The sequence below is a fragment of the Enterobacter sp. JS8-1 genome (genome assembly GCF_049187015.1).
Classification (GTDB): domain Bacteria; phylum Pseudomonadota; class Gammaproteobacteria; order Enterobacterales; family Enterobacteriaceae; genus Enterobacter; species Enterobacter mori.
On sequence record NZ_CP185805.1, the window covers coordinates 276,529 to 290,062 of the forward strand.

Here is a 13,534-nt window from a genome sequence, read left to right on the forward strand (position 1 = left end):
AGAATGAGGTGCTGTATGACATCCCTGACGCGTCCGCGCGTTGAGTTTATCTCAACGATCCTCCAGACCGTGCTGAACCTCGGTCTGCTGAGCCTTGGCCTGATACTGGTCGTCTTTCTCGGCAAAGAGACGGTGCATCTGGCGGATGTACTGTTCGCCCCTGAACAAACCAGCAAATATGCGCTGGTGGAAGGACTGGTGGTCTACTTTCTCTACTTCGAATTTATCGCCCTGATTGTGAAATACTTTCAGTCCGGCTTTCACTTCCCGCTGCGTTACTTTGTCTACATTGGGATCACCGCGATAGTGCGGCTGATCATCGTCGATCATAAATCCCCGCTCGACGTGCTGATCTACTCGGCGGCGATCCTGCTGCTGGTGATCACCCTCTGGCTGTGCAACTCGAAGCGGCTGAAACGCGAATAAAAAAATGGCGGCCCGGAGGCCGCCTAACAACAGTCACAAGTTGGGTCAATACAATACGTCTAAAGTTGAGGGTTGCAGTGGCATAACAAATGAAACTTAACCTTTCACACCGCCCGCCGTCAGGCCATTCACCAGCCAGCGCTGGGCCAGCAGGAACACCACGGTAATCGGGATGGCAGAAAGTACGGCCGCCGCGGCAAAGTCGCCCCACAGGTAGTTTTGCGGGTTGAGGTATTGCTGCATACCGACGGCCAGGGTGTAGCTGTTCACATCACGCAGTAACAGTGAGGCAACCGGTACTTCGGTGATCGCAGCGATAAACGACAGAATAAACACCACCGCCAGAATCGGCACCGACAGCGGCAACAGCACCAGACGGAACGCCTGCCACGGGGTTGCCCCATCCAGCGCGGCCGCTTCTTCCAGCGAGCCGTCGATGGTTTCGAAATAGCCTTTGATTGTCCACACATGCAGTGCGATACCGCCAAGGTAGGCGAAGATCACGCCGCCGTGGGTGTTCAGACCGATAAACGGCACGTACTGGCCCAGACGGTCAAACAAGGCATATAACGCCACCAGCGACAGTACGGCCGGGAACATCTGGAAAATCAGCATCCCTTTCAGCAGCGTCGCTTTGCCCGGGAAGCGCATGCGGGCGAAGGCGTAAGCGCAGGTCGTGGAGAGCGTCACGATGCCGATCGCGGTGATGGTCGCAACCTTCACCGAGTTCCACAGCCAGAGCAGCACCGGGAACGGCGGCGGCGTGACACGGCCATCCGCGTGTTCCACGCTGAAGCCCAGCGCGAGCTTCCAGTGCTCCCAGGAGATTTCGTCCGGGATCAGGCTCCCGGTCGCGAAGTTACCCGAACGCAGGGAGATGGCGATAACCATCAGCAGCGGGAACATGATCGCCGCGATGAAAATCAGCAGGCCTAAGTGCGTCGCGAGGAGGCGCAGCTTCTGTGATTTGGGTTGGACCATAGACATAATCAGTGCCCTCCTTAGTCGAATTTCATACGTGTGGCTTTCAGGTTCACAATCGCCAGTGCGCCTACCAGCAGGAAGATCAGGGTGGCAATCGCTGCCGCCAGGCCGAAGTCCTGACCGCCGCCGCCTTCGAAGGCGATGCGGTAGGTGTAGCTCACGAGCAGGTCGGTATAGCCTGCTGGCGTAGTCGTACCGAGACGGTCCGGGCCACCGTTGGTCAACAGCTGAATCAGTACGAAGTTGTTAAAGTTAAAGGCGAAGCTGGCAATCATCAGCGGCGTCAGCGGCTTGATGAGCAGCGGCAGCGTAATCTTGAAGAAGTTCTGGAACGGGCCCGCGCCGTCCATCGCCGAGGCTTCGTACAGATCGTCCGGGATAGCCTTCAGCAGCCCCATGCACAGGATCATCATGTACGGATAACCGAGCCAGGTGTTCACGATGATAATCATCGAGCGGGCGGTGGTGGGGTCGCTGAACCAGGCCGGTTTGATACCGAACAGCGCGCTCAGCATCATGTTGATTTCACCGAAGCTCTGGTTAAACAGCCCTTTGAAAATCAGAATTGAGATAAACGACGGTACGGCGTACGGCAGAATCAACAGCACGCGGTAAATCGCTTTGCCCTTCAGGGATTCCCACTGGACGAGACAGGCCAGTATCATGCCGACGGCGACGGTCAGGATCACGGTCAGGACCGAGAAAACGACCGTCCAGACGAAGATGGCGAAGAACGGTTTCTGGATGCCTTCGTCGGTAAACACGCGGGTAAAGTTGTCCCAGCCGATGGTGACGGTATAGCCCGGGCTGAGCTTGTCATCACCCCATTTGCCGTCGGCAGTAATGGACTGATAGAAACCAATGTCGTTATTCGGACGATATTTCACGCCGCTCTGGTTGTTGGTCAGGGTGCCGTCATCCGCAAGTGTATACAGCGGCTGCGTGCCGGAGAACTGGCGCAGCGAGCTCATGGTCACTTTGCTTTCGTCTGGCAGCACGGCGATGATCTGGGTCAGCGCCTGACGGTTTTGCGTAATCACGCGCAGATTGGCACGTTCACCTTCCGGCAGGGCCGCAGCCTCTTTTAAGGCCAGCTTTTGCTCGCCACCAAATTTGAACGCGTCGGAAATATAGTTTTTGCCGCTCTCTCCGTCAGTGAGTGCTAACTTCCACTCGTCACCCGCAGGATACAGGCCGAAGTTGAAGGTTTTACCCGCCTGATAAGAGCGATCCAGAAGCACCTGCGTTGCGCGTTCTTGCGCGAGCTGGTTAGTGCTGCTGTAGTTGGTGAACGCAATGGCGATGGTACAGATCAGCGGGAAGAGAACAAACAGCCCCATTCCGGCCACGCCAGGGTAGACATAGCGCCAGGCGTAGGCTTTACGGTTGGCGAAAATATACAGGCCAGCAGAGCTTAAAATCAGCATCATGATGGCAAACAGATATTCCCCTTGTACGTACATTAAAACAACAAGGTAACCCACCAGCAGGCACAGCAGACCTATCACTGACCACTTCAGCGCGTCGCTTTGCCACCAGTGTTTCTTTTTAATGACATCCATGGGGTTCTTCCTCTACAACGGTGGAAACTTATCGTCAGGTGGCGCTGCGCTTACCTGACCTACGGATCGTGCCGTAGTCGTAGGGCGGGTAAGCGCACGCGCCACCCGCCGTTTTTCAGACTTACTTAGTAATACGGCCCTGTGCATCTTTCAGCGCGGCATCAACGGTCTGGCGACCGCTTGCAGCGTTGATCACCGCAGTACGGGTGGCGTACCAGAACGCGGCCATCTGTGGGATGTTCGGCATGATTTCGCCTTTCTGGGCGTTATCCATGGTGGCCGCGATGCGTGGATCTTTCGCCAGCTGATCCTGGAAGGATTTCAGCGCAACGGCACCCAGCGGTTTGTCCTTGTTCACTTCATCCAGACCCTGATCGGTCAGCAGGTAGTTTTCCAGGAACTCTTTCGCCAGCTCTTTGTTCGGGCTGGCGGCGTTGATGCCTGCGCTCAGCACGCCCACGAACGGTTTAGACGGCTTGCCTTTGAAGGTTGGCAGCAGCGTCACGCCGTAGTTGATTTTGCTCTTGTCGATGTTGGTCCAGGCCCACGGACCGTTGATGGTCATCGCGGTTTCGCCTTTGTTGAACGCCGCTTCCGCGATAGAGTAGTCAGTATCCGCGTTCATGTGTTTGTTCTTGATGAGGTCAACCAGGAAGGTCAGACCCGCTTTCGCGCCCGCGTTGTCCACGCCCACGTCTTTCACGTCATATTTGCCGTTTTCAAACTTGAACGCGTAACCGCCGTCGGCAGCAATCAGCGGCCAGGTGAAGTACGGCTCTTGCAGGTTGAACATCAGGGCGGATTTACCTTTCGCCTTCAGCTCTTTATCCAGGGCAGGGATCTCTTCCCAGGTCTTCGGCGGGTTTGGTACCAGGTCTTTGTTGTAAATCAGAGACAGCGCTTCAACCGCGATTGGGTAAGCGATCAGCTTGCCGTTATAGCGAACGGCGTCCCAGGTGAACGGGAACAGCTTGTCCTGGAAGGCTTTATCTGGGGTCACTTCAGCCAGCAGACCAGACTGTGCGTAGCCGCCGAAACGGTCATGCGCCCAGAAGATGATGTCCGGGCCATCGCCGGTCGCCGCAACCTGCGGGAATTTCTCTTCCAGTTTGTCCGGATGTTCGATAGTGACTTTGATGCCCGTATCTTTTTCGAATTTCTTACCCACTTCGGCCAGGCCGTTATAGCCTTTATCGCCGTTAATCCAGATAACCAGCTTACCTTCTTCAATTTTGGCGAGAGCCGGTGCGGAAATCATCATTGCTGCCAGGGCGGACAATGCGAAAACGCGTGCGCCAGTCTTGATCTTCATATCTGCCATCCTTTTTTGGTGATGTGCTCGTGGATACACTGAGGTGGTTCAACGTGACTCAGTCTCCTTATTTGACATCCTCTTTCCATCCTCCCAGCCCCTACGCCCCACCCCCCGTTTGTGTGATCCCGGTTGCATAAATTTAAGTTATGAGTGCTGGCGCACATAAAAACCCACCGAATTTTGCAGGTGGCTTCACGAATTTTGCCTCAGCCCCCCAGCCGCGGTCGCAGAGCCTGCTCTCTCATCCTCCCGCCTCCTCCCCCATAAAAAAGCCGGGGGGTGGAGGATTCACGAAAGTAATGGATACCCCATAGTGAACTTATCTTGAATGTTTCTGTCGGTGACAGGTTGTAACGAAGGGAGAAGGGCATGGCGAGCGTACAGCTGCGTAATGTAACGAAAGCCTGGGGCGACGTAGTGGTGTCGAAAGACATCAATCTGGACATCACTGAAGGCGAGTTCGTGGTGTTTGTTGGCCCATCAGGCTGTGGTAAATCTACTCTGCTGCGTATGATTGCCGGTCTTGAAACCATCACCAGCGGCGATTTGCTGATCGGTGATACCCGCATGAACGACATCCCACCTGCCGAACGTGGCGTTGGGATGGTGTTCCAGTCTTATGCACTTTATCCCCACCTTTCCGTTGCGGAAAATATGTCCTTTGGCCTGAAGTTGGCCGGCGCGAAGAAAGATGTCATTAACCAGCGCGTGACGCAGGTAGCGGAAGTGCTGCAGCTGGCTCACCTGCTGGAGCGTAAGCCGAAAGCGCTTTCCGGCGGTCAGCGTCAGCGTGTGGCAATCGGCCGTACGCTGGTGGCAGAGCCGCGCGTGTTCCTGCTCGATGAACCTCTCTCAAACCTGGATGCCGCCCTGCGCGTCCAGATGCGTATCGAAATCTCCCGTCTGCACAAGCGTCTTGGCCGCACGATGATTTACGTCACCCACGATCAGGTCGAAGCGATGACCCTGGCGGACAAAATCGTGGTGCTGGATGCTGGCCGCGTGGCGCAGGTGGGTAAACCGCTGGAGCTGTACCACTACCCGGCAGACCGCTTTGTTGCGGGCTTCATTGGCTCGCCAAAGATGAACTTCCTGCCCGTTAAAGTGACCGCGACAGCCATTGAACAGGTACAGGTGGAGCTGCCAAACCGTCAGCAGGTCTGGCTGCCGGTCGACAGCGCCAACGTACAGGTCGGGGCAAACATGTCCCTGGGTATTCGTCCTGAACATTTACTGCCAAGCCACATCGCCGATGTGACCCTGGAAGGTGACGTTCAGGTCGTCGAACAGCTTGGTCACGAAACACAGATTCATATCCAGATCCCCGCCATCCGTCAGAACCTGGTCTACCGCCAGAATGACGTGGTGTTGGTAGAAGAGGGTGCCAAATTCGCTATCGGCTTGCCGCCAGAGCGTTGTCATCTGTTCCGTGAGGATGGCACTGCATGTCGTCGGTTGCATAAAGAGCCAGGCGTTTAAGCATTCCCAAAAGAAGACACGAAACCGACAGGTGAAGTGTTCAAAGAAAAGCAATGATCTCAGGAGATAGAATGATGATTACTCTGCGCAAACAAGTCCCTCTGGCAATCGCCGTTGCGGCAGGCATCCTGTCTGCCCAGGCAGGCGCCGTGGACTTTAAAGGTTATGCTCGTTCCGGCATTGGCTGGACCGGGAGTGGCGGCGAACAACAATGTTTCCAGGCAACAGGTGCACAAAGTAAATACCGTCTCGGTAACGAATGTGAAACCTACGCCGAGCTGAAACTTGGCCAGGAAGTGTGGAAAGAAGGCGATAAGAGCTTCTATTTCGACACTAACGTCGCGTATTCCGTTTCTCAGCAGAACGACTGGGAATCCACCAGCCCGGCCTTCCGTGAAGCTAACGTGCAGGGTAAAAACCTGATTGAATGGCTGCCAGGCTCCACCATCTGGGCCGGTAAGCGTTTCTATCAACGTCATGACGTCCACATGATCGACTTCTACTACTGGGATATTTCTGGTCCTGGTGCGGGTATCGAAAACATCGATCTGGGCTTCGGTAAACTGTCTCTTGCTGCAACCCGTTCTTCTGAGTCCGGCGGTTCTGCGACCTTCGCCGATCGTGATGCGAACGGTGACCGTATTTACGACAACGTCGTGCCAAACGATGTCTTCGATGTCCGTTTAGCGGGTCTGGAAACCAACCCGGGCGGTACGCTGGAACTGGGTGTTGATTACGGTCACACCAACATTCCAGACGATTATTACCTGCAGCCTGGCGCCTCTAAAGATGGCTGGCTGTTCACCGCTGAACACACCCAGAGCATGATGAAGGGCTTCAACAAGTTCGTTCTGCAGTACGGTACGGACTCCATGACTTCAAACGGTAAAGGTATTCCACAAGGCGGTAGCGTTGATAACGACGGCTCCATGTGGCGTGTGCTGGACCACGGTGCAATCACCCTGGCAGACCGTTGGGACCTGATGTACGTCGGTATGTATCAGAATATCGATCGTGACAACAACAACGGCACCGAGTGGTGGACCGTGGGCGTTCGTCCAATGTTCAAATGGACGCCGATCATGAGCACCCTGCTGGAAGTGGGCTACGACAACGTCAAATCTCAGAAAACTGACGACAAAAACAGCCAATACAAAATCACCCTGGCACAGCAATGGCAGGCAGGCGACAGCATCTGGTCTCGTCCGGCTATCCGTGTCTTCGCAACTTACGCGAAGTGGGATGAGAAATGGGGCTACGCGAACAATGGCGATACCGGCTACACCTCTGGCGTAGCGTATAGCGACACCTCCGCGAAAACCTTCAGCCGTGGCGACAACGATGAGTGGACCTTCGGTGCCCAGATGGAAATCTGGTGGTAATTCGTTAGACCTGACGTAATGACCTAAAAAGAGGGGCGTAAGCCCCTCTCTCCTTAGGGTGCTGCGCGCTATTGCCTGGCCACCGCAGTGCTCACGCTATCAGAGGTAATAACAATGAAAATGAAGAAAAGTCTCGTCGCGCTGTGCCTCTCTGCGGGGCTGCTGGCCTGTGTTCCGGCTGTCACCTTTGCAGACGTCAATTTCGTTCCTCAAAATACCAGTGCTGCGCCAGCGATTCCGGCGGCGGCACTCCAGCAGCTGGTGTGGACGCCAGTTGATCAATCAAAAGTACAAACCACTCAGCTTTCTGCCGGTGGTCAATCCCTGAACGTGCCTGGTATCAGCGGCCCGGTTGCGGCTTTTAGCGTGCCCGCCAATATTGGCGAACTGACCCTGACGCTGACCAGCGAAGTGAACAAGCAAACCAGCGTATTCGCGCCTAACGTTCTGATCCTCGATCAAAACATGACGCCATCAGCCTACTTCCCGAGCGACTATTTTAGCTATCAGGAACCGGGCGTAATGAGTGCTGACCGACTGGAAGGCGTAATGCGCCTGACGCCAGCTCTGGGACAGCAGAAGATTTACGTCCTGGTATTCACAACAGAAAAAGATTTGCAGAAGACGACAAAGCTGGTTGACCCGGCGAAAGCCTACGCGAAAGGCACCGGAAACTCTGTCCCGGATATTCCGGACCCGCTTGCTCGTCATACCACTGATGGTCTGGTCAAACTGAAAGTCTCTACCAACAGTGCGTCAAGCGTACTTGTCGGCCCACTGTTCGGCTCATCCGGCCCGGGCCCTGTGACGGTAGGAAACACCGCAGCGCCAGTCTATGCCGCACCTGCTACTGCGGCTGCATCGGCCCCTGCACCAGCACCAACGAAGCCATCTGAGCCGGTACTTAACGACACCGAAGCGTATTTCAATAATGCCATTAAGCAGGCAGTGAAGCGCGGCGATGTCGACAAAGCGCTGAAGCTGCTTGATGAAGCCGAACGTTTAGGTTCAACCACTGCCCGTTCCACCTTTATCAGCAGTGTAAAAGGCAAGGGGTAACCGTTTCCCCGCAGTGCTGATTTGTTAGTAGTTTAGTGCGCCTGAGTGGGCGCACTTTTTTTGGCTCTCTTCGCGCTGTTGCGCCATTGTTGCGATAGTGATCGCTAAATAACGTTTGACCGCCCTCAATCCGCGTTTCTGCGATACAATGCCATTACGTTATGTATCGGAGAGTCTGGCATGTCACACCCCGCGCTAACGCAACTGCGTGCGCTGCGCTATTTCGACCAAATACCTGCGCTTGACCCGGAGCAACTGGACTGGTTGCTGCTGGAAGATTCCATGACGAAACGTTTTGAGCAACAGGGCAAAACGGTCACGGTGACGATGATTCAGGAAGGGTTTGTCTCTGCCGATGACATCGCCAGCGAGTTGCCGCTGCTGCCAAAAGAAGATCGCTACTGGCTGCGTGAAATTTTATTGTGTGCTGACGGCGAGCCGTGGCTTGCCGGGCGAACAGTGGTGCCTGAGTCCACCCTTTCCGGACCCGAGCTGGCGCTGCAGCGTCTGGGGAAAACGCCGCTGGGGCGATATCTTTTCACCTCGTCTGAACTTACCCGAGATTTTATTGAGATTGGCCGTGATGCCGACCTGTGGGGGCGTCGTTCCCGCCTGCGCCTGAGTGGTAAACCGTTAATACTGACAGAGCTTTTTTTACCGGCATCGCCGTTGTACTGAGAGGAAGACAAAATGGAGTGGAGCCTGACGCAAAACAAGCTGCTGGCCTATCACCGCTTAATGCGAACGGATAAACCGATTGGCGCATTGCTGCTGCTGTGGCCAACGTTATGGGCGCTGTGGGTGGCGACGCCGGGCGTGCCGCCGCTGTGGATCCTGGCGGTGTTTGTTGCCGGTGTCTGGCTGATGCGTGCTGCAGGCTGTGTAGTAAATGACTACGCAGACCGGAAATTTGACGGACATGTAAAGCGAACGGCTAATCGTCCGTTGCCCAGCGGCCAGGTGACGGAAAAAGAGGCGCGCACGCTGTTTGTGGTGCTGGTGCTGCTCTCCTTCCTGCTGGTGCTAACGCTTAACACCATGACGATCCTGCTGTCTGTCGCCGCGTTGGCACTGGCCTGGATTTACCCGTTTATGAAGCGCTACACCCATCTGCCGCAGGTGGTGCTGGGCGCGGCATTTGGCTGGTCGATTCCAATGGCGTTTGCCGCGGTTAGCGAATCTGTCCCGCTCAGCTGCTGGCTGATGTTCCTGGCGAATATTCTTTGGGCAGTGGCGTACGATACGCAGTACGCGATGGTCGACCGCGATGATGATCTCAAGATTGGCGTCAAGTCGACGGCGATCCTGTTTGGCCGTCAGGACAAACTGATTATCGGCATATTGCAGGTGGCGGTGCTGGCGCTGATGGTGGCGATTGGTCGCCTGAACGGGCTGAACTGGGAATTTTACTGGTCCGTGCTGGTGGCGGGACTGCTGTTCGCGTATCAGCAGAAGCTGATTGCGAAACGCGAGCGTGAAGCCTGCTTCAAAGCGTTTTTAAATAATAACTACGTCGGTCTGGTGCTGTTTTTAGGGCTGGCGATGAGTTACTTCTCATAAAAGAACGGCAGCCGAATGGCTGCCGTTTTGTTTTCTCCCTCTCCCTGTGGGAGAGGGCCGGGGTGAGGGCATCAGGCTGCTGATGACATCACTCGTCCTGCGTCGCGCTCTCAATCGTCAAACGCACGTCCGAGGTAATCAGCTCGGCCAGCATCTGGTAAATCTTGAGCGTCTCTTCCGGTTCAGCATCGCCCGTATCGCTGATAAACCCTTCATCACGCAGCGTCAGCACCAGTGAGCTGAATACCGCTTTGTCGAAGAACTCCGGTGCGTTAATGCCGTGTAGAACAGACAGGCGCTGTGCCAGCGTCCTGCTCTCTTTTTCCAGCGTACCGCGGTTGATCGACGGGTTCGCGCTGAGCAGCCAGAAGGTGATGGCGTAGCGCTGCAGCGTTTCACGGGCACCGGCGGCCAGCAGCTGCAGGGTGCGGGAACGCGACGGGTTGATATGCAGCTCGTCATTAGTCAGGGTAATCAGCCCCTGACGGCGCATCTCTTCCGTCATTTTATCCAGCTCTACCGCCAGCTCATCTTTACTCCAGCGCAGGAACAGCTCCGCTTTCAGCATCGGGTAGATGGCTTCAAGATGGCGCAACAGTTCCTGACGCGAAATGCGGCGATGCTGGGTAATAATGGCCGCCATCAGCGACGGCAACATCAGCATATGCGTGATGTTGTTGCGGTAGTACGTCATCAGCACGGCCTGCTCGCGCGGCAGGATGATGATGTCACCGATGGTGTCTTTCTCGACTTCGAACTTGTTCATCTGCAGCGCGTGGTCGATAAGCTCGCTCGCGGTAGCAGAAGGCACGGTCGAATCAACCGAGTACGGCACGTTGCGCATAATGTTCAGGTAGCAATCAAGCTGCTCGGTCAACTGTTCACGGGTCAGTGAACGCTGGCGAGAGGCCAGAAGCGCGGTACAGCACAGGTTCATGGCGTTCGCCGCACCTGCGTTGTTGATGCGCACCATCAGCTCTGCAGCAATACCGTTTACCGTAGGCGTCAGCCACGCCGGACGTACCGCTTCGATAGGGTCGATAGACTCGCGCCACTCCGGAACATGATTGTTCAGATACGTCATCAGCGGCATCGGTTCGCCAAAGTTCACGTAGCCCTGGCCAAGATTGCGCAGCTTGCTCAGGCCGCGCAGCATCTGCGGCAGGCTCTCTTTCTCTTTGGTCGCACCGCGCAGCTCTTTGGCGTAAGTGCCCACTTCCATGACGTGTTCATAGCCAATGTAGATTGGCACCAGCGTGATCGGACGCGTGCCGCCGCGCAGCATGGCCTGGATGGTCATCGACAGCGTGCCGGTTTTCGGATCGAGCAGACGACCGGTACGGGAACGACCGCCTTCCACGAAGTATTCGACGGAATAGCCGCGGCTGAACAGCTCGCCGAGATATTCACGGAATACGGTGGAATAGAGCTTGTTACCCTTAAAGGTACGGCGAATAAAGAACGCACCCAGACGGCGGAAGATCGGGCCTGCTGGCCAGAAGTTCAGGTTGATACCCGCCGCAATGTGCGGTGGCACCAGCCCCTGGTGATACAACACATAGGAGAGCAGCAGGTAGTCCATGTGGCTGCGGTGGCAGGGCACATAAACAATTTCATGACCGTCATGGGCCAGCTGGCGTACGCGCTCGGCGTTGTGGACGTTAATACCCTGATAGAGACGGTTCCATGTGAAACTCAGGATACGGTCAGAGAGACGAATCATCTCATAGGAGAAGTTTGCCGCGATCTCTTCCATCAGTGCAATGGCGTTTTGCTGTGCTTTCTCGTGGGAAATCTTCTTGCTGCGCGCTTCGTCTTCAACTGCGCGGGCAATCGCTTTGGAGGCCAGCAGCTTGTTGAACAGATCCTGACGCGCCGGGAGACGAGGCCCAACGGCAGCCAGACGCTGGCGTGCGAAGTGCATACGCGCCACGCGCGCCAGTTTTTGTGCGATGATCTTGTCGGTGCCGTGCTCGTCTGCCATACGGCGCAGCGAAACGGAAGGGGAGAAGCGTACAAAGCTGTCGCGTCCCAGCCAGGAGACCGCGAAGAACTTCTGGATGCCGTTGAGCATACGCAGCGGCGGATTCTCTTCGCCTTTTTCGCGGCCCGGACGGCGACCAAACATCACTGAGACCGGCACCATCTGCACATCCAGATCGGGATTGCTGCGGTGCAGGTCGAGATAGTCATGGAACAGCTTGATGGACTCTTCTTTCGGCGTGTAATAGGTAAACACGCGCGGCCCGCCGTGAATAAACACGTAGCGCGGCAGCAGAGTGCCATCAACTTCAAGCGGTTCAAGTGGGTCAGGTAAATCATGCGCCAGACATTGGGCGCGAAGCGTCAGCAGGTCTGCCTTCGAGTTATAAGGCAAAACGTACATAATAGGGCGCGACGTATCGAGCCCTAATTCCAGCGCAGGTTCTGCTGGGATAGACTTACTTTTTACCAGGACGCTTAATGGTAAATTAAGTAATTTGTAGTAAATTCGTGGCCAGCCGGACATAAACGATGTAAAGCCTCTGGTTAATAATGCAATTGCGGCGCAAGGATAACAGAAAGCGCGCAAAATTTCTGTTGTTACCCGTCATACTTCAGGCTACAGCGAAACGCGCTGCTGCCAGAGTTACTGACGCTATTTCCAATAAAAGGTTCTATTAATGGCCAATAATACCACTGGGTTAACTCGAATCATCAAAGCTGCCGGCTATTCATGGAAAGGTTTCCGTGCCGCATGGGTCAATGAAGCCGCGTTTCGCCAGGAGGGCGTTGCCGCTATCGTCGCGGTTATCATCGCCTGTTTCCTTGATGTTGATGCTATTACCCGCGTACTTCTCATCGGCTCTGTTCTTTTGGTGATGATAGTGGAAATTCTCAATAGCGCTATTGAGGCGGTTGTGGACCGTATCGGTTCAGATTTCCACGAACTTTCTGGCCGTGCGAAAGACATGGGGTCTGCCGCTGTGCTGTTGGCGATTATCACGGCAGCGATCACTTGGGTTACGTTGCTTTGGTCACATTTCCGATGAGCCTCGAGGAATAATTAAGTCCCTGGTTTTTTGTGCAGTTTTTGGTTCCAAAATCGCCTTTGACTGTATATACTCACAGCATAACTGTATATACACCCAGGGGGCGGAATGAAAGCGTTAACGACCAGGCAGCAAGAGGTGTTTGATCTCATCCGGGATCATATCGGCCAGACGGGTATGCCACCCACGCGTGCGGAAATCGCTCAGCGTCTGGGCTTCCGTTCTCCAAATGCGGCCGAGGAACACCTGAAAGCGCTGGCGCGCAAAGGTGTGATTGAAATTGTGTCTGGCGCGTCTCGCGGCATTCGTCTGCTGGTGGAAGAAGAGACAGGTATTCCGCTGATTGGTCGTGTCGCCGCAGGTGAACCTCTGTTGGCCCAGCAGCATATTGAAGGTCACTATCAGGTTGATCCTGGTATGTTCAAGCCGAGTGCGGATTTCCTGCTGCGCGTCAGCGGGATGTCTATGAAAGATATCGGCATTCTTGACGGCGATCTGCTGGCCGTTCACAAAACGCAGGATGTACGTAACGGTCAGGTTGTGGTCGCGCGTATTGATGATGAAGTGACCGTCAAACGGCTGAAAAAACAGGGTAATACCGTACAGCTGCTGCCCGAAAATAACGAATTCTCCCCGATTGTGGTGGATCTGCGCGAACAGAACTTCTCCATTGAAGGTCTCGCCGTTGGTGTTATCCGCAACGGTGAATGGCTGTAACTTCTTCCTGACAGGCTA

Annotated in this window: 12 protein-coding genes; 8 read left to right on the forward strand and 4 right to left on the reverse strand. The window is 55.2% G+C overall.

Annotation, left to right across the window (positions count from 1 at the left end; all coding sequences use genetic code 11):
* Positions 1-15 precede the first annotated feature (15 nt).
* Positions 16-426, forward strand: coding sequence for a phosphate-starvation-inducible protein PsiE (gene psiE, locus ACOQH0_RS01335; RefSeq protein ID WP_000202963.1), 411 nt, complete (start codon positions 16-18; stop codon positions 424-426).
* A gap of 96 nt (positions 427-522) precedes the next feature.
* Here psiE and malG read toward each other — a convergent pair whose 3' ends face one another.
* The 3 genes from malG to malE all read right to left on the reverse strand — a co-directional run bounded on the left by malG (position 523) and on the right by malE (position 4,284).
* Entirely contained in the window at positions 523-1,413 is an 891-nt protein-coding gene (gene malG, locus ACOQH0_RS01340; RefSeq protein ID WP_042716434.1) for a maltose ABC transporter permease MalG, read from the reverse strand.
* Positions 1,414-1,427: 14 nt separating this feature from the next.
* Positions 1,428-2,972 (reverse strand): maltose ABC transporter permease MalF, encoded by a 1,545-nt coding sequence (malF, locus tag ACOQH0_RS01345; RefSeq protein ID WP_421511376.1) that lies wholly within the window; start codon positions 2,970-2,972, stop codon positions 1,428-1,430.
* A gap of 121 nt (positions 2,973-3,093) precedes the next feature.
* Complete coding sequence (malE, locus tag ACOQH0_RS01350; protein WP_407586424.1) at positions 3,094-4,284, reverse strand: maltose/maltodextrin ABC transporter substrate-binding protein MalE; 1,191 nt, start codon at positions 4,282-4,284, stop codon at positions 3,094-3,096.
* A 372-nt stretch (positions 4,285-4,656) separates the two neighbouring features.
* Here malE and malK point away from each other — a divergent pair, with 372 nt between their 5' ends.
* The 5 genes from malK (at position 4,657) to ubiA (ending at position 9,767) form a co-directional block, all read left to right on the forward strand.
* The gene (gene malK, locus ACOQH0_RS01355) at positions 4,657-5,766 is read left to right on the forward strand and encodes a maltose/maltodextrin ABC transporter ATP-binding protein MalK (protein WP_126546105.1); all 1,110 of its coding nucleotides are present in this window, start codon (positions 4,657-4,659) and stop codon (positions 5,764-5,766) included.
* A 71-nt stretch (positions 5,767-5,837) separates the two neighbouring features.
* Positions 5,838-7,148 (forward strand): maltoporin, encoded by a 1,311-nt coding sequence (locus ACOQH0_RS01360; protein WP_089598605.1) that lies wholly within the window; start codon positions 5,838-5,840, stop codon positions 7,146-7,148.
* Positions 7,149-7,262: 114 nt separating this feature from the next.
* The gene (gene malM, locus ACOQH0_RS01365; RefSeq protein ID WP_348557270.1) at positions 7,263-8,207 is read left to right on the forward strand and encodes a maltose operon protein MalM; all 945 of its coding nucleotides are present in this window, start codon (positions 7,263-7,265) and stop codon (positions 8,205-8,207) included.
* A 180-nt stretch (positions 8,208-8,387) separates the two neighbouring features.
* The gene (gene ubiC, locus ACOQH0_RS01370) at positions 8,388-8,885 is read left to right on the forward strand and encodes a chorismate lyase (protein WP_089598607.1); all 498 of its coding nucleotides are present in this window, start codon (positions 8,388-8,390) and stop codon (positions 8,883-8,885) included.
* A gap of 12 nt (positions 8,886-8,897) precedes the next feature.
* Positions 8,898-9,767, forward strand: a complete 870-nt coding sequence (gene ubiA, locus ACOQH0_RS01375; RefSeq protein WP_089598608.1) for a 4-hydroxybenzoate octaprenyltransferase — start codon at positions 8,898-8,900, stop codon at positions 9,765-9,767.
* Positions 9,768-9,855: 88 nt separating this feature from the next.
* On the opposite strand, the gene plsB is transcribed toward ubiA, so the two are convergent.
* Complete coding sequence (gene plsB, locus ACOQH0_RS01380; RefSeq protein ID WP_089598609.1) at positions 9,856-12,276, reverse strand: glycerol-3-phosphate 1-O-acyltransferase PlsB; 2,421 nt, start codon at positions 12,274-12,276, stop codon at positions 9,856-9,858.
* A 154-nt stretch (positions 12,277-12,430) separates the two neighbouring features.
* Between plsB and ACOQH0_RS01385 the strand changes: the two genes are divergently transcribed.
* Together ACOQH0_RS01385 and lexA are read left to right on the forward strand one after the other, a co-directional pair.
* Positions 12,431-12,799: a diacylglycerol kinase gene (locus ACOQH0_RS01385; protein ID WP_014830281.1), complete on the forward strand. Its 369-nt coding sequence runs from the start codon at positions 12,431-12,433 to the stop codon at positions 12,797-12,799.
* Positions 12,800-12,907: 108 nt separating this feature from the next.
* Positions 12,908-13,516: a transcriptional repressor LexA gene (gene lexA, locus ACOQH0_RS01390; protein WP_089598610.1), complete on the forward strand. Its 609-nt coding sequence runs from the start codon at positions 12,908-12,910 to the stop codon at positions 13,514-13,516.
* The last annotated feature ends 18 nt before the right edge of the window (positions 13,517-13,534 follow it).